Origin of the sequence: Sphingomonas sp. SUN019, assembly GCF_024758705.1 — a bacterium.
In the GTDB taxonomy this organism is placed as follows: domain Bacteria; phylum Pseudomonadota; class Alphaproteobacteria; order Sphingomonadales; family Sphingomonadaceae; genus Sphingomonas.
Window position 1 is genome coordinate 2,710,202 of the sequence record NZ_CP096971.1, and the last position, 22,995, is coordinate 2,733,196.

Annotated in this window: 25 protein-coding genes; 7 read left to right on the top strand and 18 right to left on the bottom strand. The window is 67.4% G+C overall.

The window, feature by feature from the left end; genetic code table 11:
• The first annotated feature begins 9 nt into the window (after positions 1-9).
• Together thrC and M0208_RS13035 are read left to right on the top strand one after the other, a co-directional pair.
• Positions 10-1,419, top strand: a complete 1,410-nt coding sequence (thrC, locus tag M0208_RS13030; protein ID WP_258892109.1) for a threonine synthase — start codon at positions 10-12, stop codon at positions 1,417-1,419.
• Positions 1,410-2,279, top strand: coding sequence for a class I SAM-dependent methyltransferase (locus M0208_RS13035; RefSeq protein ID WP_258892110.1), 870 nt, complete (start codon positions 1,410-1,412; stop codon positions 2,277-2,279). The genes thrC and M0208_RS13035 overlap by 10 nt, the downstream gene beginning before the upstream one ends.
• Before the next feature lie 259 nt (positions 2,280-2,538).
• On the opposite strand, the gene M0208_RS13040 is transcribed toward M0208_RS13035, so the two are convergent.
• The 3 genes from M0208_RS13040 to M0208_RS13050 are packed head-to-tail and all read right to left on the bottom strand — an operon-like array spanning position 2,539 to position 4,243.
• Positions 2,539-3,174, bottom strand: a complete 636-nt coding sequence (locus M0208_RS13040; RefSeq protein WP_258892111.1) for a heme exporter protein CcmB — start codon at positions 3,172-3,174, stop codon at positions 2,539-2,541.
• Entirely contained in the window at positions 3,171-3,836 is a 666-nt protein-coding gene (gene ccmA / locus M0208_RS13045) for a heme ABC exporter ATP-binding protein CcmA (RefSeq protein ID WP_258892112.1), read from the bottom strand. Before ccmA ends, M0208_RS13040 begins: the two co-directional genes overlap by 4 nt.
• Positions 3,833-4,243: a metallopeptidase family protein gene (locus M0208_RS13050; RefSeq protein WP_258892113.1), complete on the bottom strand. Its 411-nt coding sequence runs from the start codon at positions 4,241-4,243 to the stop codon at positions 3,833-3,835. Before M0208_RS13050 ends, ccmA begins: the two co-directional genes overlap by 4 nt.
• Positions 4,244-4,290: 47 nt before the next feature.
• Here M0208_RS13050 and M0208_RS13055 point away from each other — a divergent pair, with 47 nt between their 5' ends.
• Positions 4,291-4,584 carry a 4a-hydroxytetrahydrobiopterin dehydratase gene (locus M0208_RS13055; protein ID WP_408988097.1) on the top strand — a complete coding sequence of 98 codons (294 nt, stop codon included), beginning with the start codon at positions 4,291-4,293 and terminating at the stop codon, positions 4,582-4,584.
• Positions 4,585-4,710: 126 nt separating this feature from the next.
• Here M0208_RS13055 and M0208_RS13060 read toward each other — a convergent pair whose 3' ends face one another.
• Positions 4,711-5,496 carry an SDR family oxidoreductase gene (locus tag M0208_RS13060; protein WP_258892114.1) on the bottom strand — a complete coding sequence of 262 codons (786 nt, stop codon included), beginning with the start codon at positions 5,494-5,496 and terminating at the stop codon, positions 4,711-4,713.
• A 48-nt stretch (positions 5,497-5,544) separates the two neighbouring features.
• Between M0208_RS13060 and M0208_RS13065 the strand changes: the two genes are divergently transcribed.
• On the top strand, positions 5,545-6,309 hold the full coding sequence (locus tag M0208_RS13065) for an ABC transporter ATP-binding protein (RefSeq protein WP_258892115.1): 765 nt from the start codon (positions 5,545-5,547) through the stop codon (positions 6,307-6,309).
• Entirely contained in the window at positions 6,306-7,841 is a 1,536-nt protein-coding gene (locus M0208_RS13070; protein ID WP_408988098.1) for an ABC transporter permease/substrate-binding protein, read from the top strand. The genes M0208_RS13065 and M0208_RS13070 overlap by 4 nt, the downstream gene beginning before the upstream one ends.
• 118 nt (positions 7,842-7,959) lie before the next feature.
• Here the strand turns inward: M0208_RS13070 and pal are convergent, their stop codons facing one another.
• The 10 genes from pal to M0208_RS13120 all read right to left on the bottom strand — a co-directional run bounded on the left by pal (position 7,960) and on the right by M0208_RS13120 (position 16,245).
• Positions 7,960-8,481 carry a peptidoglycan-associated lipoprotein Pal gene (gene pal / locus M0208_RS13075; RefSeq protein WP_258892116.1) on the bottom strand — a complete coding sequence of 174 codons (522 nt, stop codon included), beginning with the start codon at positions 8,479-8,481 and terminating at the stop codon, positions 7,960-7,962.
• Positions 8,482-8,534: 53 nt separating this feature from the next.
• Positions 8,535-9,920, bottom strand: a complete 1,386-nt coding sequence (gene tolB, locus M0208_RS13080; RefSeq protein ID WP_258892117.1) for a Tol-Pal system beta propeller repeat protein TolB — start codon at positions 9,918-9,920, stop codon at positions 8,535-8,537.
• Between the two features lie 11 nt (positions 9,921-9,931).
• Positions 9,932-10,867, bottom strand: a complete 936-nt coding sequence (locus M0208_RS13085; RefSeq protein ID WP_258892118.1) for a cell envelope biogenesis protein TolA — start codon at positions 10,865-10,867, stop codon at positions 9,932-9,934.
• 7 nt (positions 10,868-10,874) lie between these two features.
• Positions 10,875-11,306, bottom strand: a complete 432-nt coding sequence (gene tolR, locus M0208_RS13090) for a protein TolR (protein ID WP_258892119.1) — start codon at positions 11,304-11,306, stop codon at positions 10,875-10,877.
• Position 11,307: 1 nt separating this feature from the next.
• Complete coding sequence (gene tolQ / locus M0208_RS13095; RefSeq protein WP_258892120.1) at positions 11,308-12,000, bottom strand: protein TolQ; 693 nt, start codon at positions 11,998-12,000, stop codon at positions 11,308-11,310.
• Complete coding sequence (locus tag M0208_RS13100; protein ID WP_258892121.1) at positions 11,997-12,464, bottom strand: YbgC/FadM family acyl-CoA thioesterase; 468 nt, start codon at positions 12,462-12,464, stop codon at positions 11,997-11,999. The genes tolQ and M0208_RS13100 overlap by 4 nt, the downstream gene beginning before the upstream one ends.
• Before the next feature lie 53 nt (positions 12,465-12,517).
• Complete coding sequence (locus M0208_RS13105) at positions 12,518-13,219, bottom strand: hypothetical protein (protein WP_258893254.1); 702 nt, start codon at positions 13,217-13,219, stop codon at positions 12,518-12,520.
• A 61-nt stretch (positions 13,220-13,280) separates the two neighbouring features.
• Positions 13,281-13,889, bottom strand: coding sequence for a YdeI family protein (locus M0208_RS13110; protein WP_258892122.1), 609 nt, complete (start codon positions 13,887-13,889; stop codon positions 13,281-13,283).
• A gap of 10 nt (positions 13,890-13,899) precedes the next feature.
• On the bottom strand, positions 13,900-14,886 hold the full coding sequence (locus tag M0208_RS13115) for a nitronate monooxygenase family protein (RefSeq protein ID WP_258893255.1): 987 nt from the start codon (positions 14,884-14,886) through the stop codon (positions 13,900-13,902).
• An 84-nt stretch (positions 14,887-14,970) separates the two neighbouring features.
• Complete coding sequence (locus tag M0208_RS13120; RefSeq protein WP_258892123.1) at positions 14,971-16,245, bottom strand: aspartate kinase; 1,275 nt, start codon at positions 16,243-16,245, stop codon at positions 14,971-14,973.
• Between the two features lie 52 nt (positions 16,246-16,297).
• Between M0208_RS13120 and ubiG the strand changes: the two genes are divergently transcribed.
• Positions 16,298-17,038 (top strand): bifunctional 2-polyprenyl-6-hydroxyphenol methylase/3-demethylubiquinol 3-O-methyltransferase UbiG, encoded by a 741-nt coding sequence (gene ubiG / locus M0208_RS13125; protein ID WP_258892124.1) that lies wholly within the window; start codon positions 16,298-16,300, stop codon positions 17,036-17,038.
• Here the strand turns inward: ubiG and M0208_RS13130 are convergent.
• Positions 17,035-17,265, bottom strand: a complete 231-nt coding sequence (locus tag M0208_RS13130; protein ID WP_258892125.1) for a hypothetical protein — start codon at positions 17,263-17,265, stop codon at positions 17,035-17,037. The genes ubiG and M0208_RS13130 overlap by 4 nt on opposite strands.
• Before the next feature lie 114 nt (positions 17,266-17,379).
• Here M0208_RS13130 and M0208_RS13135 point away from each other — a divergent pair, with 114 nt between their 5' ends.
• Complete coding sequence (locus tag M0208_RS13135; RefSeq protein WP_258892126.1) at positions 17,380-19,428, top strand: S9 family peptidase; 2,049 nt, start codon at positions 17,380-17,382, stop codon at positions 19,426-19,428.
• A gap of 132 nt (positions 19,429-19,560) precedes the next feature.
• Here the strand turns inward: M0208_RS13135 and M0208_RS13140 are convergent, their stop codons facing one another.
• From M0208_RS13140 to M0208_RS13150, 3 genes are read right to left on the bottom strand one after another with little or no spacing between them, the layout of a single operon-like run.
• Positions 19,561-19,731 carry a hypothetical protein gene (locus tag M0208_RS13140; RefSeq protein ID WP_258892127.1) on the bottom strand — a complete coding sequence of 57 codons (171 nt, stop codon included), beginning with the start codon at positions 19,729-19,731 and terminating at the stop codon, positions 19,561-19,563.
• Entirely contained in the window at positions 19,728-20,879 is a 1,152-nt protein-coding gene (locus M0208_RS13145) for a PepSY domain-containing protein (RefSeq protein WP_258892128.1), read from the bottom strand. The genes M0208_RS13140 and M0208_RS13145 overlap by 4 nt, the downstream gene beginning before the upstream one ends.
• Positions 20,880-20,890: 11 nt before the next feature.
• Positions 20,891-22,885, bottom strand: coding sequence for a TonB-dependent siderophore receptor (locus M0208_RS13150; protein WP_258892129.1), 1,995 nt, complete (start codon positions 22,883-22,885; stop codon positions 20,891-20,893).
• Between the last annotated feature and the right edge of the window lie 110 nt (positions 22,886-22,995).

Consider the following 22,995-nt stretch of genomic DNA (forward strand, 5'->3'; position numbering starts at 1 on the left):
GCGCTTCCCATGCGGTACGTCAGCACCCGCGGGGATGCGCCCGCCCTCGATTTCCGCGGCGCGACGCTGGCGGGCTTGGCTTCCGATGGTGGGCTGTATCTGCCCGAGACTTGGCCGACGCTGAGCGCGCAAGAGATCGCCGGGTTGGCGGGGTTGTCCTACGTCGATACGGCGGTGGCGGTGATGGCGCCGTTTGTCGCGGGATCGCTGACGCGCGACGAATTGAAGGCGTTGTGCGAGGCGGCTTACGGGCGGTTTTCGCATGCGGCGATCGTGCCGCTGGTGCAGGTCGACCACGACCAGTGGCTGATGGAGTTGTTCCACGGCCCGACGCTGGCGTTCAAGGACGTGGCGCTGCAATTGCTGGGGCAGTTGTTCCAGAAGTTCCTGACCGGCACCGATACGCGGCTGACGATCATCGGTGCGACCAGCGGCGACACGGGGTCGGCGGCGATTGACGCGGTGGCGGGGCGTGACGGCATCGACATCTTCATGCTGCACCCGGAGGGACGCGTCAGCGACGTCCAGCGGCGGCAGATGACGACGGTGATCGCGCCCAACGTCCACAACATCGCGATCCGCGGCGATTTCGACACCGCGCAGGGCCTGGTGAAGGCGATGTTCAACAACCCGGCGTTTTCGTCGCGGTTCACCTTAAGCGCGGTCAACTCGATCAACTGGGCGCGGCTGATGGCGCAGGTGGTCTATTATTTCTATGCAGCGGTGCGGCTGGGCGGACCGGAACGCGCGGTGGCGTTCAGCGTGCCGACGGGGAATTTCGGCGATGTGTTCGCCGGCTATGTCGCGGCGAAGATGGGGTTGCCGATCGCCAAATTGGTGGTGGCGACCAACGTCAACGACATCCTCGCGCGTGCTCTTTCGACCGGGGACTATTCGAGCCGGGAGGTGATTGCGACTCCGACGCCGTCGATGGATATTCAGGTGTCGTCGAATTTTGAACGACTGCTGTTCGATCTGGGCGGGCGCGACGGGCGCGCGCTAGCGGCGCAGATGAAGGATTTCGAGCGCAGTCGCGCAATGCGGTTGACCAATGCGCAGTCGCAGGGCGCGAGTGGCTTGTTTTTCAGCGAACGGGTCGATGTCGACGAGATGGCGCTGGCGATGCGCTGGGCGAGCGAGCATTCGGGCGAAGTGATCGATCCGCATACTGCGATCGGGCTGGCGGCGGCGCGGCGGCAGGCGGTGGACGGCGTGCCAATGGTGACGCTGGCGACCGCGCATCCGGCGAAGTTCCGCGACGCGGTGGAGCGGGCGACGGGACTGCGGCCGTCGTTGCCGGGCCGGATCGGGGATCTGTTCGATCGTGCGGAGCGGTTCGATACGGTCGATGCGACGTTCGATGCGGTCAGCGAATACGTCGCCGCGCGCGACCCCTGCGTGAGGTCGGCGTGGACCTGAAGACCCTCATCGGCGAACCCTGGGCCGACTACGGCCTGATCGATTCCGGCAACGGCCGGAAACTCGAACGCTATGGCCGGTTCCGTTTCATCCGGCCCGAGCCGCAGGCGTTGTGGGCGCCCGCGAGCGACGACTGGCGCGCGACGGGGGAGTTCATTCCCGGCGCGGACGAGGACGGGGGCGGACAATGGCATTATGCCGAGCCGACTCCGCGTGAGGGCTGGCCGCTGGCGTGGGACGACGTGCGTTTCCACGCGCAGACCACCCCGTTCCGGCATCTGGGGTTCTTCCCCGACATGGCTCCGGTGTGGGGCTGGATTCGCGAGAAGATCGAGGGGCTGGACGCGCCGGAGGTGATGAACCTGTTCGGTTATACCGGCGTCGGCACGCTGGCGTTCGCGGCTAAGGGGGCGCGCGTCGTCCATGTCGATGCGTCGAAGAAGTCGGTCGAGGCGGCGCGGATGAACGCGGCGCTGTCGGGCCATTCGGGCAAGCCGGTGCGCTGGATCGTCGACGATGCGGCGAAGTTCGTCGCGCGCGAAGTGCGGCGCGGGCGGCGCTACGACGCGATCCTGCTCGACCCGCCGAAATACGGCCGCGGGCCGGAGGGCGAGGTGTGGCGGCTGGAGGAAGACCTGCCGGGACTGATCGCGGATTGCCGGCGGTTGCTGGACGCGGAGTCCCGCGCGCTGTTCCTGACGGTTTACGCCGTGCGGATGTCGGCGCTGGCGATCGGGGAGATGCTGCGGCAGGCTTTTGCTGATTTGCCGGGCACGGTGGAGGCGGGGGAACTGGGCGTGCGCGAGGAGGCGCGGGGGCTGGTGCTGCCGACCGCGATCTGGGCGCGGTGGTCACGCTGAGCGAGCGACCGCCATCGGATCGGCGGGTCGGCGCACGTATCCGGATCAAGCCAGAACATGCCGACTCTGTCGTTGCGTCGTTCGAGGCGGTGGGGTTTCGGCCAATATATGTCGAGCGCAGATCCGATGGGGATGTTTCGTTCTGGTTTGATAAGGCTATTGCTGGAGAGACCGTATTCGCCGAAGTCGTTCAAGCAATACCGTTAGAACACTGGGCTCACTACGCCATTGTCGGAACGCCGCCTACGTTTCACTGACGTCATTCCATCCCCGCCCGCATCGCCGCCGCCGCCACGAACGGCGCGCCTGCGACCAGCAGGAGGCTGACCGCCGCTAACAGTTTCAGCCCGCCCGGCCCGCCTTCGATCGCGCCTGCGCCGAAGATCAGCAGCGGGATGGCGAGCGGGAGCATGACCAAGCCAGCGACAGCGCCTGCGCCGCGGAGGCCTGCGACTAGCGCGCCGGTGGCGACCGCGAGCGCGGCGAGGCCGGGGGTGCCGATCGCGAGGCCTGCTTCGACCAGCAGCAGGGTTTCGGCGGAGAGGTCGAGCAGGCCTGCGGCGATGACGGCGGCGATCATCAGCGGGGGGGCGAAGGCCAGCCAATGGGCGGCGATCTTGGTGGCGGCGATCGCGGGGAGGGGGATGCCTCGGGTGGCCAGTTGATCCAGCACGCCCGAATCGAGATCGGGGGCGATCAGGCGTTCTACCGGCAGGAGGGCGGCGAGCAGCGCGGCGGCCCAGATCACGCCGCCGCCGATCCTTGCGAGGAGTTTGGTGTCGGGGCCGATCGCGAACGGGAACAGGGTCGTCACGAGCAAAAAGAAGGCGACGATCAGCGTCGCGCCGCCCGAGGCGTAGCCGCGGCGGATGTCGCGGAGGATGAGGGGGATCATTGCGCCTCCACCCCTGCACCACCCCGGCGCAGGCCGGGGCCCAGTTGCAAGCGGTCCGAAACTGGGCCCTGGCCTTCGCCGGGGTGGGGGTGGTGGAGCGTGATCGCCTGCGCGTCGGCCATTTCGATCGGTTGATGGGTCGCGATCAGCGTTGCGCCGCCGGTTTCGCGATGGCGCGCGATCAGGGCTTCGAGGCGCTCGACCGCGGCGACGTCGAGGCCGTTGGCGGGTTCGTCGAGCAGCCACAGGCTTGCGGGCGACGCGAGGACGCGGGCGAGTGCGGCGCGGCGGCGTTGACCGGTGGAGAGGAGGCGGACGGGGATGTCGATCAGGTCGGAGAGGTCGAGGTCGGTCAGCGCCTCGTCGATGCGGGCAAACGTAACGCCATCGATCTTCGCCCAGAAGTCCAGCGCCTGCGCCAGCGTGCGTTCGGGGTCGAGCGCGGCGGCTTCGGTCAGCAGCGCGGGTGGGTCGGCGCGTTCGACGCGGCCCGCGGCGGGGGGCAGCAGACCGGCGGCGATGCGGATCAGGCTCGATTTGCCCACGCCGTTGGGGCCGGTGACGATCGCCGAGCCGCCCGGCTCCAGCGTGAACGACAGCCCCTCGAACAGCATTCGCCCGCGCCGGACGCACGCCACCCGGTCGAACCGCAGCAGGCTCAATCCGCCACCGCGTCTTCCAGCGCGTGCATATCGTCGTCGCTGAGGCCGAAGTGGTGGCCGATCTCGTGGATCGTGACGTGCGCGATCAGATCGTCGAGGCGGACGCCGGTTTCGCACCATTCGGCCAGAATGGCCTGGCGGTAGAGGTGGATGCGATCGGGCGTCGCGCCGCTCTCGAACACCGATTTCTCCCCAATCGGGCGGCCGTGGTACAGGCCGGTGAGGTCGAGCGGGTGTTCGATGTTCAGGCCGCGGAGCGTTTCGTCGTCGGCGAATTCCTCGACGATCAGCACGATTTCACCGAGATGCGCGCGAAATTCGGCCGGCAGCTTTTCGATCGTGGCGCGTGCGACGCGCTCGAACGTGTCGGGGGAGGGCGCTTCGCCGATCAGGTCTTGCCCGTCCATGCCCTACGCCATACCCCGTGACATCGCACGCGGGAAGGAGCCGGATCATGGTCGAGCAATTGAACGAGACCGAACGGGCGGATGCGCTGGACGGCCTGCCCGACTGGGATTACGACGAGGCGCGCGACGCGATCACGCGGTCGATCGTGTTCACCGATTTCGCCGAGGCGTTCGGCTTCATGACGCAGGTCGCGCTGATCGCGGAAAAGGCCGAGCATCATCCGGAATGGAAGAACGTGTGGAACCGGGTGGAGATTTTGCTGACCACGCATGACGCGGGTGGGCTGAGCGAGCGGGATATCGAGCTGGCCGAGGCGATTGATACGATATTGGATGGTTAGCTCAGCCTTCTGATCCTCCCCTGCAAGGGGAGGTGGCAGCGCGAAGCGCTGACGGAGGGGTGTCGCGCTATCGAGGGGTCGACACCCCTCCGGCGCTGCGCGCCACCTCCCCTTGCAGGGGAGGATTTAGTCGTTGAGCACCCGGCTTCGCATCAATTTCCGCAGCCGTCCGGGCGTCCACCGGGCGGCGAAGGTAAGGCGGCGGGCGGTCTTGCCGATGACGGCGTGAACCTTGTCGCCGTGGACCGCGTCCCAGGCGGCCTGCGCGACGGTTTCGATGGGCGTGAATTCCAGCCCTGCATCGACCACCGCGTCGCGGGCGGTGCGGTTCGATCCGTCCGCGCGAAGCGACAGGATCGGGGTGTCGATGAAGCCGGGCATCAGGTCGCGGACCTTGATGCCGTCGGCGGCCCATTCGCCGTCGAGCGCCTCGGTCAGCCCGCGTACCGCGAATTTGGTGGCGGAATAGAGCGCGAGGCCCGCCGAGCCGTAGATCGCGGAGGCCGAGGCGGTGTTGAGCAGGCAGCTGTCGGGCGTCGCCTTCAGATACGGGTACGCCGCGCGGGCGCCGTAGGCGACGCCGCGGAAGTTGATGTCGATGACGCGGTCGAGTTCGTCGAGCGCGATCTGGCCGTAGGGGCCGCCCTGGCCGATCCCGGCGTTGTTGAACAGCACATCGAGGCGACCGCCGCTGGCCTTGGTGAAGGCGGCGAGCGTCTCCTCCCAATCCTCGATGCTGCGCACGTCCATCGGATGAATGGTGGTGCGATCGGCGGGGAGCAGTGCTGCGGTTTCGGCGAGGCCGCGTTCGTTGATGTCTGCGAGACCGACGCGCCAGCCCTGCGCGGCGAAATGCTGCGCGACTGCGCGGCCGATGCCCGAGCCGCCGCCGGTGATCAGGATCGCCTTCATCTTTCCTCCGTTTGACGCTGGTCTGTCCATCCCGCATCACACGCCGCGATGCCAGAACAAACCGGTCCAGCCGTCGCCTTCGATGGCGTGACGAGGCGCTACGCCGGGGCCGCCGCGGTCGACGACGTGACGCTGGAGGTGGCGGGCGGCAGTTTCGTCGCGTTGGTCGGGACGTCGGGGTCGGGGAAATCGACCTTGCTGAAGATGGTCAACCGGCTGGTCGAGCCGAGCGCTGGACGCGTGACGGTCGACGGGCGGGATGTGGGGGCGGAGCCTGCGCCGTTGCTGCGGCGGCGTGTCGGGTATGTGTTCCAGAATGTCGGGCTGTTCCCGCACATGACAATTGCCGAGAATATCGCGGTGCCGTTGCGGCTGGCGGGGACGGAGGATGCCGCTCGGGTGGCGGAGATGCTCGATCTGGTCGAACTGCCGCGCGATCTGGGCGCGCGGATGCCGGACGAATTGTCGGGCGGGCAGCGGCAACGCGTGGGCGTGGCGCGCGCGCTGGCCAGTGGGCCGAAGCTGTTGCTGATGGACGAACCGTTCGGGGCGCTCGACCCGGTGACGCGCGACGTGCTGGGGGCGGCGATCCGGGCGCTGCACGACCGGCTGGGCCTGACGACGGTGCTGGTGACGCATGACATGGCGGAGGCGCTGCTGCTCGCCGAGCGGGTGTTGGTGATGCAGGCGGGGCGGATCGTGGCGGACGAGACGCCGCGCGCGCTGGTGGCGGGCTCGGGCGGGGCGGCGGCGCAGGCGTTGGTCGCGGTGCCGCGCGAGCAGGCGCGACGGATGGCGGGGCTTGAGGCGTGAGCGCCTTCTGGGACGCCTTCGCGCGGGTGCCGGGGCTGGCGGCGCAGCATCTGTTGCTGGCGATGTGCGCGCTGGCGCTCGGGATCGCGATCAGCCTGCCGCTGGGGGTGTGGTCGGCGCGATCGCCGCGGGTGGCGCGGGTCGCTTTGGGGTTCGCCAGTCTGGTGCAGACGATCCCGAGTCTGGCATTGCTGGCGTTATTCTATCCGGTGTTGCTGTGGGTGTCGGCGCTGGTCGGGGGCGGGGTGCCTGCGCTGGGATTCCTGCCGTCGCTGATCGCGCTGACGCTCTACGCTTTGCTGCCGATCCTGCGGAACACCGTGACGGGACTGACCGGACTCGATCCGGCGGTGATCGAGGCGGCGGATGGTGTGGGGATGACGCGCGCACAGAAGTTGCGGCTGGTCGAGGCACCGTTGGTGCTGCCGGTGGTGATGGCGGGAATCCGGACTGCGGCGGTGTGGACGATCGGGGCGGCGACGCTGTCGACGACGGTGGGCCAGCCGAGTCTGGGCGACCTGATCTTCGCCGGGTTGCAGACGCAGGCGTGGGCGTTGGTGCTGGCGGGGTGCGTGTCGGCGGCGGGGCTGGCGCTGGCGGTCGACGCGCTGCTCGGGCTGGCGGAGCGGGGCTTGCGGACGCGGCGGCCGTGGCTGACGGGGGTGGCGCTGGGGTTGCTGGCCGTCGGGGTCGTCGTGGCGACAGCGCCATTGTGGCGGTCGGGGCCAAAGACGGTGGTGATCGGGGCGAAGAACTTTTCCGAGCAGTATATCCTTGCGCGGCTGATCGGGGATCGGCTGGAGCGTGCCGGGTATCGCGTGGAGTATCGTGACGGGCTGGGGTCTGCGGTGGCTTACGGCGCTGTCGCGGGGGGCGAGATCGACGCTTATGTCGAATATGCCGGGACGCTCTGGACCGGGCAGATGAAGCGGACCGACGTGCCGCCGCGGGCGGAACAGGTACGCGCGATCGGGGAATGGGCGCAGCGCACCAACGGCGTGCGGCTGGTCGGGGCGCTGGGGTTCGAGAACGCCTATGCGTTCGCGATGCGCGGCGACGATGCGCGCAGGCGGGGGGTGGCGACGCTTGCGGATTTGGTGTGGGTTGCACCCGAGCTAACATTCGGGTCTGATCTGGAGTTTCTCGAACGGTCGGAGTGGGCGGCGGTGAAGCGGGCCTATCCGCTGCGGTTCAGGGCGGCGACGCCGTACAGCCCGACGTTCATGTATCGCGCGCTGGCGAGCGGGCGGGCTGATGTTATCAGCGCGTTTTCATCGGACGGGCGGATCGCGGCGGATAAGTTGGCCGTGCTGAGGGATCCGAAGCGCGCGATTCCGGGGTATGATGCGATCCTGCTGGTGTCGCCGGAGCGGGCGAAGGACGCCGCGTTCGTGGCGGCGTTGCGGCCGTTGGTCGGGCGAATACCGGTGAGCGCGATGCGCGAGGCGAATTACATGGTCGACCGCGATGCCGACAAGGCGACGCCGGAGGCGGCGGCGCGGTGGTTGGGGGAGAAGGTGGGGCTTCGATAATTCTCCCCTGCAAGGGGAGGTGGCGCGTAGCGCCGGAGGGGTGTCGCCCTCTCGATAGCGCGACACCCCTCCGTCAGCGCTGCGCGCTGCCACCTCCCCTTGCAGGGGAGGACTGGTTTCAGTTCAGCACCACCGTTACGGCGCGGCGGTTTTGCGCCCAGCTGGCTTCGTCCGAGCCCAGGGCGGCGGGGCGTTCCTTGCCGTAGCTGATTGTGGTGATGCGCGCCGCGGAGACGCCGCGCGAGACGAGATAGTTCTTGGCGGAGTTCGCGCGCCGGTCACCCAAGGCAAGGTTGTATTCGCGCGTGCCGCGTTCGTCGGCGTGGCCTTCGACCGTGATGCGGACATTCGGGTAGCGCTGCAGCCAGTCGGATTGCGAATCGAGGATGCCGCGTGCGGTGCCGTTGATATCGTACATATCGAGCCCGAAATTGACCGTGTCGCTGGTGATCGATCGTTTGAAATCCTCGGCCGATCCGGGGACTGCGGCGCCGGTGACGGGGCCGGCGCCAGCACCGGCGTTGGGATCGACGGGGGCCTCGCCGGGAGCGGGGGGGAGGACTTCGGGGCGCTTCTTCGAGCAGGCGGCGGTCGCGACGAGCGCGGTCGCCAGCAGAAGCGTGGTCGTGAATTTGGCCATTATCGGTCTCCTAAAGTGAGATGTCGTCCCCGTTATCGCCCCCAATAACAGTTTTACGGCCGAAGTGGTCCCCACGCCGGGTCGGAGCCGTCGAGCGGGGTCGGGATCTTACGTTCATTGACCCCGGTCAGGTCGACGGACCACAGATCGGCCTTGCCGCTGCTGCCCTGCGCCGATCGCAGGAAGGTCAGCACGCGACCGTTGGGCGACCAGCTTGGCCCTTCGTCCTGCCAGCTGTTGGTCAGCAATTTCTCGCCGCCGCCGTTCGCGTTCATCACGCCGATACGGAACGCGCCGCCCAGCTTGGTGAAGGCGATCAGGTCGCCGCGCGGGCTCCAGACCGGCGTGGCATAACGCCCGCCGCCGAAGCTGATACGCTGCTGGTTCGAACCGTCGGCGTTCATCACATAGAGCTGCTGCCCGCCCGAACGATCGCTTTCGAAAACGATGCGGCGGCCGTCGGGCGAATAGCTGCCGCCGGTGTCGATGCCGGGCGAATTGGTCAGCCGCTGCGGCGCGCCGCCGCTGGCCGCGACGCGGTAGAGGTCGGTGTTGCCGCTCTGCGCCATCGAGAACAGGATCGAGCGCCCGTCGGGCGAGAAGCGCGGCGCAAACGCCAGGCTGACGTTCGACACGACGAGGCGCTGACGGCCGCTGCCGATGTCGTAGACGTAGATCGACGGCTTGTCGTTCAGATAGCTCATATAGACGATCGACTGCTGGTTCGGCGCGAAGCGCGGGGTCAGCACGATCGACTGGCCGTTGGTCAGGAAACGGTGGTTCGCGCCGTCCTGATCCATGATTGCGAGCCGTTTGATGCGGCGGCCCTTTGGTCCGGTTTCGCTGACGTACACGATGCGGCTGTCGAAATACGGGCCTTCGCCGGTCAGCCGCGCATAGACCGTGTCGGCGCATTTGTGCGCGGCGCGGCGCCAGTCGCCGGGCGACACGACGAAGCCCTGGCGGGCGAGTTCAGTGCGCGCGGAGACGTCGTAGAGATAGCAGCCGACGGTCAGCGTGCCATCGCCGTTCGCGCGGACGAAGCCCTGCACCAACGCCTGCGCGCCCGAACCGCCCCAGTAATCGAACGCGGGGGCGGTGACTTCGGGGAACATCACGGTGCGCAATTGCGCGGGCGGGAGGGGATTGAAGAGGCCGGAGTTCTTCAGGTCGTTGGTGACGATCTGCGCGAGTTCGCGGCCCATCACGTCGGTCGGCTTGGCGGCGGTGTTGACGACCGCCGGGGTCGCCATCGCGGGGATCGCGATCGGCATCGGCGCGGAGATGCCGCCGGTGACGTCGACGACCAGCTCCTGGCTTTGCGGGGCGGGGGGCGCGGTCGCGGGCAGCGGGGGCGGCGTGACGGGCGCGGTCTGCTGCGCCACCGCGGAGGTGCCGAGCAGCAGGGTGAGGGCGAGAGCGAGTGGCGGTCGGAACATCGATACTATCCTTAGCCGGGAAGCTTATAGCGCAAGGTGAAATTACTCCACCCGCCGGGTACGTCGTAAAGTTCGTCGGGCAGGCCGCGGAGCGGCGCGCAGCCGACGAACGTCGCGATGGCGAGATCATCGACGCGCGCGACATAGCGGCTGTTGTCGTCGTCGACGCCGTCGCGGGACCGGATCACGGGGCGTGCGGCGAGCGATCCGTCGCGGTTGATGCGCAGGTTGATCGTCACGCGGATCCGTTCCGCGCCGGGGCCGGGGTTCACTTGACGGTCGGCGCAGGGTTGGACCTGCCGCAGGATCGCCGAGCCGATGTTCGCCGCCGCCTGCGCGCCGATCCGCGCCGCGGGGGGCGTGGGGGTGCGGCTTTTCGAGGGCGTATCGGTCAGCCCTTTGAGGAAATCGTCGCCGAGGCGGCTGCCGCGCGGGCGGGTGGTTTTCGCGGTGTCGGTCGATCCGCTGCCGCGCGCGGCGGCGGGGGGCTTTTTCGCGGGTTTGGCGGCGGCGGTCTGTGCGGGTTTCGTCGGCTTGGCCGGGGCCTTTTCCGCGGCGGGGGTCGGCGGTTTCGGTTTCGGTTTCACCGGCGCGGGTTTGGGAGCCGGGGCGGGTTTCGGCGCAGGTTTGGCAGGGGCGGGCTTGGGCTGCGGTTGCGGCGGGGCGGGGACCGGTTCGGGTTCTGGCTCGGGCGCGGCTTCGACCGGGGCGGGTGGCGCGGCGTCTTCTGGCGCGCCTTGCTCGGGCGCGATCGATTGCGCGGGCGGTTCGACTGCGGCGGGGGCGGTGGCCTCCAGCGCGACCGCGTCGACCAGGCTGACCTCGACCGGCTGGGTCTTCAGTTTTTCCGGGTTGGGCGTGGCGAGGAAGCCGACCGAGAGCAGCCCGAACAGGATGACATGTCCCGCCGCGGCGACGCCAAGCCCGATCTTCTCGTTGCGCTCCACCGCAGGCTTACTCGTCGCCGATCGTGACCAGCGCGACGCGGTTCAGCCCGGCGCGGTTGAGTTCGCCCATCACGCGCATGATGCGGCCGTAGTCGAGCGATTTGTCGGCGCGCAGGAACACCTGTGGCGGGGCGTCGGCGGTGCCCTTTGCAGCGATCGCGTCCAGGCGTTGTGGCAGCGCCTGTTGCGACACCTCTTCCTTGGCGATGAAGATGCGGCCCTGTTCGTCGAGCGAGATTTCGGTCGGCTCCGCATCCTGATCGAGCGGCTTCGCGCGGCTGTCGGGCAGGTTCACGGGGACGCCGGCGGTCAGCAGCGGCGCGGTGACCATGAAGATGATGAGCAGGACGAGCATCACGTCGACCAATGGCGTGACGTTGATGTCCGCCATCGGCGCACGGCGGCTGCCGCTTTTCTGCGAGGGAAGGTTGATCGCCACGTCAGCGCTCGCGATCGAGCTGACGGCTCAAGGTGGCATGAAAACCGTCGGCAAAGCGGTTCAGGCGCGCTTCGATGCGGTTGATGCCGTGGCTGAAGCGGTTGTAGGCGATGACCGCGGGGATGGCGGCGAACAGGCCGATGGCGGTGGCGAACAGCGCCTCGGCGATACCCGGCGCGACGACCGCGAGCGAGGTGTTCTGTGCGCTCGCGATGCTGGTGAAGCTGCGCATGATGCCCCACACGGTGCCGAATAGCCCGACGAACGGCGCGACCGATCCGACCGTGGCGAGGATGTTCAGCCGGTCGCTGAGCTTGTCGATCTCGGTCGCGACCGCCGCGCCCATCGTCGTCGCCAGCCGTTCGCGCGTGCCGCCGCGGTCGATCGTCGTGCCCTGCGTCGAGCGGCGCCATTCGGCGACCCCGGCGGCGAAGATGCGCGCCGACGGCAGATCGGTGTCGGCGCGGGTCTTGTAGAAAGCGTCGATGTCGTCGGCCTTCCAGAAATCGCGTTCGAACGCCTCGGTTTCCTTGCGCGTGCGGCCGATGCGCCGCCAGAAACCGAAGATGATCGCCCACGTCCACACGCTGGCGAGCAACAGCCCGAGCATGACGAACTTCACCACCCAATCGGCCTGGATGAACAAGGCGATCGGGGACAATGTGGCGGCGTCGGTATTGAAGAACGGGTTCAAGGCGTCGTGTCCCCTTTTGCGACGAGCGCGGCGAAGCGGTCGGTCCAGTCGTGCGGTTGCCGCCGTGCGCGCCCCGACGGTGCGACCAGCGCCGCCACGACGTCGGCTTGCGTCAGCACAAGCTCGCCGCGCATGACTCGTTGATGAATGGAAACCGCCGCGGCGCGGACGTGCGTGATGCGGCTGGTGACGATCAGTGCGTCGTCCAGCCGTGCGGGTGCGGCGTAGCGGATGGTCAGGTCGGCGACGGCGTAGGAGCCTTCGCCCGCTTCAAAGGTGGCGCGCTGATCGATCCCGGCGAGGCGCAGCATGTCCGAACGCGCGCGTTCCATGAAGCGCAGATAGTTGGCGTGATAGACGACGCCCGACAGATCGGTGTCCTCGAAATAGACGCGCACGGGGAAGCGGTGCTCGGTTCCCTCGAAACGCCCTTCAGGAGGCTGATCTGTCGCGCCGAGCGTCATGCCAGCGCGTGTTAACCGAAGCGGGCGGCGGGCGGAACCCCGCCCGCGACGCGCTATTCCCCCAGATCGGCGACGTCGACTTGCAGGCGTGGCGTGGACGACGGCGCGCGGCGGACGGGCGTGTTCATCGCGATCACCGGGTTCGGGAAGGCGGTGCGGGCGCGCCACGCGTCATAGGCCGCGTAGAAATCGGTGAACGGGCGGTCGAGCATCGGCAGACGCGTCGCGGCGAAGGTGGGGAGTGCGGTGGGCGCGACCGTGGCGCTGTCGGCGAGCACCGCGGCGGCGTTTGCGCAGAAGGCGTCGCGCGCGAAACTCTGTGAAAAGTAGTTGTACAGACGGGTCATCGAATCGTCGTAGCGATCCTGCCAGTCGCCACCGCTCGCGCGATATTCGGCCGACAGGTTTGCCTCGGCGTCCTTCAGCGCGGCCTTCTGCGTTTGGAGCAGCGCGTTGTACTGCGCGACCGTCGTGGTTTCCTGCACACCGCGGCAGGCAAGCGCGGCGACGTTCAGCGCCGCGCGCAGATGCCAGACGGTGGCGGCAGGGGTCAGTACGCGGTTGGGGGTGGCGTAGCTGCCGTCGGCCAATCGCGCGGGTATCCTCATGCCGGGCGACGCGCCCTTGGGCATTTCCGCGACCTGTGCGGGGACGTACATCGTCGGCGGTGTAACCGCCACTTCGGGACGGCTGGCGCATCCGGCGAGGATCAGCACCAATGCCGCCCATACCGGCGGCCGTAGCTGCGTTAGCATCGCAATCACCCTTTTCTTCCCTTTGTAATCAGAGGGTGCGCGCGAATGGTTAATTTTTCGTTTACTTTTTCTTCCGGTCCGATCGCGCCGGGTAGATCGTTTCGCCCGCCGCGCACATCGTCGCGAACTTCGCGATACGCGTGGCGCGGGTTTCGGGGCGTTTGGCGTCGGCGGTGCGGTGTAGGATCGCGTAGCGGTTGGTGCCGTCGAGCGCGTCGAAGAACGCGCGCGCGCCGGGCGTCGCGGCGAGCGCGGCGGCGAGGTCGTCAGGAACCGCGGCGGTCGATTGCGGCGCGTAGGCGGCGTCCCACCGGCCGTCGGCTTTCGCCGCGTCGATCTCACGCAGGCCCGCGGCGGCGATGCGGCCGTCCGCGATCAACTCGATCGCCCGCGTGCGGTTCTTCTCGGACCATTTGCTGCGAGGTTTGCGCGGCGTGAAGCGGATCAGCCACCACAGCGCATCATAGGGATTGAGCTGGCCGTCAATCCAGCCGTGGATCAGCGCACCGTCGATCGCCTGCGGCTTCGTGACCGAAAATTCGGGATTGCCGCTCTTGGCGAGCTTCAGCCACACGCCGACGCTGTCGCGTGGTTGCTGCGCCAGCCAAGCCTCCCAATTCGCGGCGTCGACGAAGGCACGGATCGGCAATCCGTCGCGCTCTTCGGTCACCGAATCTGGCTCATTGCGCGCGTTTCTCCAGCGCGTGTGCGGCTTCGGCCATCAACGTCGCGATGATCTCGGCGAGCGGTTCTTCCTTCGTGACCATGCCGACCGACTGGCCGGCCATCACGCTGCCGTGTTCGACATCGCCGTCGATCACCGCGCGGCGGAGCGCCCCAGCCCAATAATGTTCGATCTGCAACTGCGCCTCGGCCATCGCGAGCGCGCCTTCGTCGAGCGATTGCGCGACTTCGCGTTGCTTGGCGGTGAAGAGTTCGCTGGAGGCGTTTTTCAGCGCGCGGACCGGGATGACCGGGAGCCGCGGATCGATCTGGACGCTGGCGACCGCGTCGCGGGCCGAGGCGCGGATGAACGCTTTCTTGAAATTGGCGTGCGCGATCGATTCGTGCGCGCACACGAAGCGCGTGCCGAGCTGGACCCCGCACGCGCCCTGATCGAGATAGCCTGCGATCGCCTCGCCGCGGCCGATCCCGCCGGCGATGAAGACGGGCACCTGCTCGGCTACTTCGGGCAGGATTTCCTGCGCGAGCACACTGGTCGAGACCGGACCGATATGGCCGCCCGCTTCCATCCCCTCGATCACGAGCGCGTCGACGCCGGAGCGAATGAGTTTCTTCGCAAGGCTGAGCGCGGGAGCGAAGCAGATGACCTTCGCACCGGTTTCCTTGATGGCTTCGAGGCTGCCCTTCGGGGGAAGGCCGCCCGCGAGGACGACGTGACCGACCTGGTGCTTCGCGCAGACCGCGATCAGTTCGAACAGGTCGGGGTGCATCGTGATCAGGTTCACGCCGAACGGTTTGCCGGTAAGGGTTTTCGTGCCTGCGATCTCGGCATCGAGCAGCGCGGGCGTCATCGCCCCGCACGCGATCACCCCGAACCCCCCGGCGTTGGACATGGCGGAGACGAGGTTGCGCTCACTAACCCACGACATCGCGCCCGCCATGATGGCGACCTCGGACCCGAGAAACGCGACGCCGCGCGCCATGCGGCGCTGAAGGCGCTCTGCGCCGATGGTGGTGGTGGTCATGCGCGGCGGGTTAGCGGGGGCGGCTGTCTTGTGCCAGCCTTCTCAGGCCGCGACGTCCTCCGCATCCAACCCGTAGGCGGTGTGCAGGACGCGGACGGCGAGTTCGGTCTCGTCCTCGTGGATCAGGACCGACACCTTGATCTCGCTGGTCGAGATGGCGAGGATGTTGATGCCGCGTTGCCCCAGGGTCGTGAACATCGTGCTGGCGACGCCCGCGTGGCTGCGCATCCCGACGCCGACGACCGAGATCTTCGCGATCCGGGAGTCATGGACCAGCTCGGCGAAACCGATCGCCTCGCGGCCCTGGTTCAGCGCCTCGATCGAGCGCGGCAGGTCGGCCGAGGGGACGGTGAAGGTCACATCGGTCGAGCCCGTGCGGCCGTTGCTGTTGTGCGCGATGTTCTGGATGATCATGTCGACGTTGATGTTGGCCGCGGCGAGCGGTTCGAAGATCGCGGCGACCGCACCGGGCTTGTCGGGCACGGATGTCAGCGTGATCTTCGCTTCATTCTTGTCGTGCGCGATGCCGGTGATGAGCTGGCGTTCCACGTCTTCAATCTCCTCTTCGCCGACGATCATCGTGCCGGGCAACGTGTCCGCCATCGGGGCATCGTCGCCGGTGAACGACGACAATACCTGAACGCGGACCTTTTCCTTCATCGCCAGGCCGACCGAGCGCGTCTGCAGCACCTTCGCGCCGACGCTGGCGAGTTCCAACATCTCCTCATACGTCACCTTGGCGAGTTTGCGCGCGCGTGGGACGATGCGGGGGTCGGTGGTATAGACGCCGTCGACGTCGGTGTAGATGTCGCAGCGGTCGGCCTTCATCGCCGCCGCCATCGCGACCGCCGACGTATCGGATCCGCCGCGGCCGAGCGTGGTGACGCGCGATCCCGCGGCAACGCCCTGGAAGCCGGGGATGACCGCCACCTCGCCGCTCGCGAGACTTTCGTTCAGCGCGGTCGTGTCGATTTCGCCGATCCGCGCCGATGCGTGTCCGTCGGAGGTGCGGATCGGGAGCTGCCAGCCGAGCCATGAGCGCGCCGGGACGCCGATCGCCTGCAACGCGATGGCGAGCAATCCGCTGGTGACCTGTTCGCCAGCCGATACCACCACGTCATATTCGTGCGGATCGTAGAGCGCGGAGGCTTCGCGGCAAAAGCCGACGAGGCGATCGGTTTCCCCCGCCATCGCCGAGACGACGACCGCGACCTGATTGCCCGCCGCGACCTCGCGCTTCACGCGCGCGGCGACATTTCGGATGCGCTCGATCCCGGCCATCGACGTGCCGCCGAACTTCATCACGATGCGCGCCATGTGGAAGGTCAAATTCCTTGGGGTGGAAGGGCGGCCCTGTTACGAAGCGTCTATGTCCGACGCAACCGTATCAACCGCAACCAACGAGTCCTCGATCATCGCGCGGGAAGCTGCGCATTTCGGTGCGCTGGCGGCGGACTGGTGGGATCCGAAGGGATCGTCGGCGATGCTCCACCGGCTGAACCCGGTGCGGCTGCGCTACATTCGCGAACAGGTGGATACGCATTTCGGGCTGGATGCGGCGTCGTTCACGCCGCTGACGGGGAAGCGCGTGCTGGACGTCGGGTGCGGCGCGGGGCTGCTGGCGGAGCCGCTGGCGCGGCTGGGTGCGGCAGTGACCGGGATCGATGCTGCGGCTGAAAGTATCGCGGTGGCGCGGGACCACGCGCGCGGGCTGACGATCGACTACCGTGTCGGCGGGGTCGAGGCGGCGGGGGGGGAGACGTTCGATCTGGTCACCTGCCTGGAGGTGATCGAGCACGTCGCGGACCCGGCGGCGTTCGTGCGCGGGCTGGCGGGGGCGGTTGCGGAGGGTGGGTTGCTGGTGCTGTCTACGCCCAACCGGACGCCGTTGTCGCGGCTGGCGCTGATTACGCTGGCCGAGGGGACAGGGCGCATCCCGCGCGGGACGCATGATTGGGATCGGTTTCTTACGCCCGATGAACTGACCGGTCTGGTGAAGGACGCCGGGCTGACCGTCAGCGACGTGCGCGGACTGTCATTCTCGCCGGGGAAGGGTTTTGCGCTGAGTGATTCGACCGCGCTGGATTATTTCATCACCGCAACGCGTTAGCCGCGCTTGGCGCCCGCATCCTTATCGACCCATTGCGGGCCGTTGGCGCGGCAGGCCGCGCTGATAACGGGGTAGGACAGATCGGTGTTGCGCGAGAGCGCGGCGTTCAGGTCGGCGCGACATTGCGCCATCGTCACGTAGCGCGCGGGTTCGACGCGCGCCTCGGAGCACAGTTCTGCGCCGTCGCCGCAGCCCATGATCGCAAGTACGAAAAACACCGGTTCCATGACCGCCTCCACTCTGTCCGACACAACAGACGGGTGCGCCAAAGGGTTCCCAAATCGCGCTTGTCCGAGATCGGGACACGTGTAATGTTGAGGCAACACACCGGGGAGAGAATCATGCGTCGTTCGAGCAAAGTCATCCTGCTGGCAGGGGGCGTGATGCTCGCCGCGCCGCTGGTCGCGCAAACAAAACCTGCGCAGACCGGCGACGTGCCGCTGATCGAGCGGGCGAAACTGTTCGGCAATCCGACCAAGACCGCGGGCAAGCTGTCGCCCGACGGCAAGTGGATCACGTACATCGCGCCGCGCGACGGGGTGTTGAACGTATGGGTCGCGCCCGCCGCCGATCCCGCCGCCGCGAAGCCGCTGACCGCGGAAAAGACGCGGCCGATCCGCCAAACCTTCTGGTCGCCCGATTCGAAACAGGTGCTGTTCATCAACGACAAGGGCGGAGACGAGAATTTCCTGCTGTACGGCGTCGACGTTAATAGCGGGAAGGAACGCGCCTTCACGCCGTTCGAAAAGACCCGCGTCATCCCTCTCGGGTTCAGCACGACGATCAAGGACCGCATCCTGATCGGCGTGAATAACCGCGATCCGCGCTGGCACGACGTCCACAGTCTGGATCTGAACACCGGCAAGCTGACGCTCGTCTTCAAGAACGATGGCTATTCGAGTTTCCAGGCCGACGATCAGCTGAACCTGCGGCTGGCGGCGAAGCCGCGCCCCGATGCGGGCAGCGACTGGTTCCGGGTGGTGAACAACGTGCCGGAGGCGAAGCCGGTCGTCAGTTTCGGCTTGGACGATTCGCAGACGACCTATCCGCTCGGCTTCACCACCGACGGCAAGACGCTGTACTGGACCGATTCACGCAACCGTGACCGCGCGGCGATCTTCGCGCAGGACGTGGCGAGCGGCAAGATGACCGCAGTCGGCGAGAGTGCGAAGGCCGATGTCGATAGCGGGTTGTTCGATCCGAAGACGGGCAAGCTGCAGGCCTATTCGGATGATTACCTGAAAAGCGAATACCGCCCGGTCGACGACAGCATCCGCGCCGATCTCGACTTCCTCAAGAGCCAGAACAAGGGCGAGTTCAGCGTCACGTCGCGCACCGACGCCGACGATCGCTGGCTGGTGGCGTTCGATCCCGTCTCAGCGCCGCCGTCGACGTGGGTGTATGACCGCGGATCGAAGAAGCTGACGCAGCTTTACATCGCGCGGCCCGAGCTGGTCGGCGCGCCGCTGGTGCCGATGTGGCCGCAGGAGTTGAAGGCGCGCGATGGCCTCACGCTGACGTCGTATCTGACCTTGCCCAAGGGCGCGGATGCGAACGGCGACGGGAAGGCGGACAAGCCCGTGCCGATGGTGCTGTGGGTGCACGGCGGGCCGTGGGCGCGCGATGGATATGGCTACAACAGCTATCACCAATGGTTCGCGAACCGCGGCTATGCCGTGCTGAGCGTCAACTATCGCGGATCGACCGGGTTCGGGAAGGGCTTCGTCACCGCGGGCGACCTGCAATGGGGCAGGAAGATGCACGACGATCTGATCGACGCGGTCGACTGGGCGGTGAAGTCGGGCGTGACGACCAAGGACAAGGTCGCGATCGGCGGCGGCTCCTACGGCGGTTACGCGACGCTGGCGGGGGTCACGATGACGCCGGACACATTCGCGTGCGGCGTGGATATCGTCGGGCCGTCGAACCTGCAGACGCTGCTGAAGACGATCCCGCCCTATTGGGAGGCGGTGAAGCTGCAATTCTACAAGCGGATGGGCGATCCGACGACCGAGGCGGGCCGCGCGCTGCTGACCGAACGATCGCCGCTGACCTATGTCGACAAGATCAAGGTGCCGCTGCTGATCGGGCAGGGCGCGAACGATCCGCGCGTCAACGTGGCGGAAAGCGACCAGATCGTCGCGGCGATGCAGGCGAAGAAGATTCCCGTCACCTATGTGCTGTTCCCCGACGAAGGCCACGGCTTCGCGCGGCCGGTGAACTCGATCGCGTTCAATGCGGTGGCGGAGAATTTCCTCGCCGGGTGTCTGGGCGGACGGGCGGAGCCGATCGGCGGGGCGCTGACGGGGTCGACCGCGCAGGTGAAGGCGGGCGGTCATTATGTGAAGGGGGTGGCGGCGACGCCTGCGGCTCCGGTGGCGGGGAATTGAGAACCCAATCCTCCCCTGCAAGGGGAGGTGGCAGGCCGAAGGCCTGACGGAGGGGTGTCACCAATAGCAACGGAGGTCGACACCCCTCCGTCTCGCTTCGCGAGCCACCTCCCCTTGCAGGGGAGGATTAGTCTAGCGCGGCCGCCACATATGCCAGCCGGCCAGCACCAGCGGCACGCCCAGCGCGATCCACGATGCGGGCCACCACACCCCGCCCTCGCCGATCAACGCCGCGATCAGCCCCAGCGTCGTCAGCACGGCGAGCACGATCGGCCAGCGCCACTGGTACGGGTTGCGGGTCATTCGGCGGGTTGCAGTTGCGGCGCGTAGCGGTCGGTGCGGCGGACCGATCTGCCGCGCGCGATCCACAGATACAGGCCACTGCCGAGCACGACGATCGTGGCGATGTCGAACAGCGCCCAGATGATCTTCAGCGGCAGGCCGCCGTAATCGCCGAAATGCAGCGGGCGGCTGACCTCGATCGCGCGGATGTACCACGGCATCGGCACCGCGGCGGAGAGCTTGCCGGTGGTCGCATCGACCAGCACGGGAGTCTGCAGGCGCGCGTTCAGCGCCGACGAGCCTTGCGTCCACACGAAATAGTGATGCGGGCTGCCGAAGGGGTTGCCGGGGAAGGACACGAAGGTGATCTTCCGGTCGGGGAACGCCTTTGTCACGGTCGCGATCGCGCCGTCGACCGAGGCGAGTTTCGCATCGGCGGCGGGCGGGGTCTCGCCCTTCCACGGCGCGATCGCGGCCGCCACGTCGGTCGCGATGTAGCGGCTGTAGAGCGGCCCCGAAATCTCGTTCAGCGCGCCGGTGAAGCCGACGACGACCGCCCAGGCGAGCGTGATGATGCCGAGCAGATTGTGGAAATCGAGCCACTTCACGCGGGTCGCGCGCTGTTTACGGACAGCGCCGAACTCCAGCTTTCGCGTGAACGGGCCGTAGAGAACGACGCCCGAGACGATCGCAACGAGGAACAGCAGGCCCATCGCACCCATGAACAGCATCCCCGGCAGCAGCACGAACAGATCGACGTGCAGCCGGTACATGAAGAGGATGAAACCCTCCGCCGGGTTCGCGGTGGCTTCACCCCGGCGTTCGCCGGTCGCCTGAGAAAAGGCGACGTCCTTGACCTTATACGGCTCGTTCGCGATCGCGTCGTGCGAGGGGTGGAAATAGACCGTCGTGACCGGCGCTTCGGGATCGAGATAAACGCCGCCGATCACCCAGCCGGGCACCGCGCGCTTCGCCGCGGCGACCATCGGATCGACCGCGGCGGGCGCGCCGCTCAGCGCGGGCGGCGGGGCGGGATCGAAGGCTCCCTCGATCTCGTGATGGAAGATCAGCGGCAGGCCGGTGACGCAGATCAGCAGCAGGAAGACCGTACAGATCAGGCTGGTCCATTTGTGGACGATACCCCAGGTGCGAAGGCGGCCGTGCGTCATGCTAATGATTCCTAGAAACGAAACCGTGCGCTGCCTAGCACCGTCCGGCCCTGATCGCGGTAGCAATAGCCAGCCGCGCACATCGTCGGCTCCGAATCGAACAGATTGTAGGCGTTAAGCTGCAAGCGCAGGCCCTGAACCGCGCGAACGTCGTAATGCGCGACCGCGTCGACGAAGCCGCGATCGCCGTTGCGGATCGTGTTCTGGTCGTTGCCGAAACTTTTGCCGAAATAGCGTACGCCACCGCCGATGCCGAAGCCGCTGGCCGCGTCGGCATAATCGGCCCAGGCCGAGGCGGTGTGGCGCGGCGTCGCGTTCAGCGTATTGCCAGTCGTCCCCTGCGCGCCGCGTTCGATCTCCACATCGGTCAGCGCGTAGGCTGCGGTCAGGTCGAGGCCTTTCAGCACGCGCACCGATGCTTCGAACTCCAGCCCGCGCGAACGCAGGTCGAGCTGGACCTGTTCGTTGACGCCGCTGGACGCGTCGAACACGATGCCTTTGCGCTGACGAATGTCGAACGCGGCGGCGGTGAGCAGGATGCCCGCGCGCGGCTGCCATTTGACGCCGCCTTCGAACTGGCGCGCCCTGGTCGGCTGCGCGGGCGTTCCGTCGACCAGCAGCCCGATATTGGGTTCGAACGAGGTTGACCAATTGGCGTAAGGCGCGAAACCGCCGTCCAGTTTGTAGGTCACGCCGACGCGGCCGGTGAGCGCGGTATTGTCCTGGTCGATACTCGCGACGCCCGGCGTCTGCGTCCGCGCGTCGAGCCAGTCGTGGCGGATGCCCGCGGTGATGCCGAGCCGCCCGGCCTCGATCTGGTCCTGCGCATAGACGCCGGTCTGCTGGAACCGCTGCCGCGTCGGCGCGCCGAGTGGTGGTGCGTCGACCGAGCCGGTCGCGGGGATCGGTTCGGCGCCGAAGCCTTGCGCGGAGCGGTAGCGGACCCCGTTATAGTCGACGCCGACGAGGATGCGGTGCGTCAGCGCGCCCGTCGTCAGGTTCGCGCGAAGTTGATTGTCGACGCTGAAGCTCTTGCTGAGTTCGCTGACGCGGCCGGTGAAGCGCGCGATCGGCGGGGTCGGATCGACCAGATAGGAATAGCCGAGATCGAGCCAGATGCCTTGGAAGCGCAGGTTCTGGTGCAGCGAGATCGTGTCGGTCAGCTGGTGTTCCAGCTCGTAACCCGCACGCCATTGTTCGTGCTCGAATGCGTTGTAGCGCGGGTCGGACGAGAAAATGTCGGTGATGCCGTTCGCATCGTTATAGAATGCCGCGCTGCCGCCAGTCTTTGACTTCATGTGCTCGCCAAGCAGCGTGATCTTCGTGCGATCGTCGACCTGCACGCTGACCGCCGGGGCGATGAATAGGCGGTCGTCGGGAAAGCCGTCGAGCTGCGTGCCGCTGTCGCGGAACACGCCGGTCAGGCGGTAGGCGATATTGTCGCCGATCGGACCGCCGAGATCGACGTTCACCTGATAGCGGTCATAGCTGCCGATCAGTCCCTCGACCTCGGCGAAGCGAATGTCGGTCGGACGCTTGCTGGTCAGGTCGATCAGCCCGCCCGCGCCGCTCGCGCCGTAGAGGACCGACGCCGGGCCGCGGACGACGGTAAGGCTTTCGAGGCCGTAGGGCTCGTTGCGGTAGATGCCCGAGGGTGAATTCAGCTGGCGCAGGCCGTCGCGGAAGACGCCGGTGTAGGTGGCGTTGAAGCCGCGCAGGAAGAATGCGTCGTAGCGCGTATCGAAGCCGTAGCTGCCGACGTTGACGCCCGGCGTGTAGGCAAGTGCCTCGTTGATCGTGCGTGGTGCGCGGTCCTCCAGGCGGCGTTCGTCGATGATCGACAGCGATTGCGGCACGTCGATGACGGGGGTGTCGGTCTTTGTCGCGGACGCGCTGGTGCCGGTAACGATCACGTCCTCGCTCTGGGCGTCTGCGGACTGGGCGTGGGCGGCGATCGGGAGCGCGGCGGTAGCGAGCAGGCAGACGGTGAACAGGCGACGCGACATTTAATTGAGACCCCTTCGCAATAACTGCCCTGCCGGTAGCTTTGTTGCGAGTGATCCGCAAGAGCGTCTTTTGGTCGGGGATTGACGCCGGGGACGGGGCGCACGACCTG

Bases quoted from the DNA above. Each gene is read 5' to 3' on its own strand.
- M0208_RS13040 (WP_258892111.1), bottom strand. From the start codon at position 3,174: ATGATCCCCCTCATCCTCCGCGACATCCGCCGCGGCTACGCCTCGGGC.
- pal (WP_258892116.1), bottom strand. From the start codon at position 8,481: ATGGCCAAATTCACGACCACGCTTCTGCTGGCGACCGCGCTCGTCGCG.
- M0208_RS13120 (WP_258892123.1), bottom strand. From the start codon at position 16,245: ATGGCGCGCATCGTGATGAAGTTCGGCGGCACGTCGATGGCCGGGATC.
- M0208_RS13145 (WP_258892128.1), bottom strand. From the start codon at position 20,879: ATGACGCACGGCCGCCTTCGCACCTGGGGTATCGTCCACAAATGGACC.
- M0208_RS13130 (WP_258892125.1), bottom strand. From the start codon at position 17,265: ATGGAACCGGTGTTTTTCGTACTTGCGATCATGGGCTGCGGCGACGGC.
- M0208_RS13150 (WP_258892129.1), bottom strand. From the start codon at position 22,885: ATGTCGCGTCGCCTGTTCACCGTCTGCCTGCTCGCTACCGCCGCGCTC.
- tolB (WP_258892117.1), bottom strand. From the start codon at position 9,920: ATGTTCCGACCGCCACTCGCTCTCGCCCTCACCCTGCTGCTCGGCACC.
- M0208_RS13135 (WP_258892126.1), top strand. From the start codon at position 17,380: ATGCGTCGTTCGAGCAAAGTCATCCTGCTGGCAGGGGGCGTGATGCTC.
- M0208_RS13055 (WP_408988097.1), top strand. From the start codon at position 4,291: ATGGTCGAGCAATTGAACGAGACCGAACGGGCGGATGCGCTGGACGGC.
- M0208_RS13115 (WP_258893255.1), bottom strand. From the start codon at position 14,886: ATGGCGCGCGGCGTCGCGTTTCTCGGGTCCGAGGTCGCCATCATGGCG.
- M0208_RS13065 (WP_258892115.1), top strand. From the start codon at position 5,545: ATGCCAGAACAAACCGGTCCAGCCGTCGCCTTCGATGGCGTGACGAGG.
- M0208_RS13100 (WP_258892121.1), bottom strand. From the start codon at position 12,464: ATGACGCTCGGCGCGACAGATCAGCCTCCTGAAGGGCGTTTCGAGGGA.
- M0208_RS13050 (WP_258892113.1), bottom strand. From the start codon at position 4,243: ATGGACGGGCAAGACCTGATCGGCGAAGCGCCCTCCCCCGACACGTTC.
- thrC (WP_258892109.1), top strand. From the start codon at position 10: ATGCGGTACGTCAGCACCCGCGGGGATGCGCCCGCCCTCGATTTCCGC.
- ubiG (WP_258892124.1), top strand. From the start codon at position 16,298: ATGTCCGACGCAACCGTATCAACCGCAACCAACGAGTCCTCGATCATC.
- M0208_RS13105 (WP_258893254.1), bottom strand. From the start codon at position 13,219: ATGCTAACGCAGCTACGGCCGCCGGTATGGGCGGCATTGGTGCTGATC.
- M0208_RS13140 (WP_258892127.1), bottom strand. From the start codon at position 19,731: ATGACCCGCAACCCGTACCAGTGGCGCTGGCCGATCGTGCTCGCCGTG.
- M0208_RS13060 (WP_258892114.1), bottom strand. From the start codon at position 5,496: ATGAAGGCGATCCTGATCACCGGCGGCGGCTCGGGCATCGGCCGCGCA.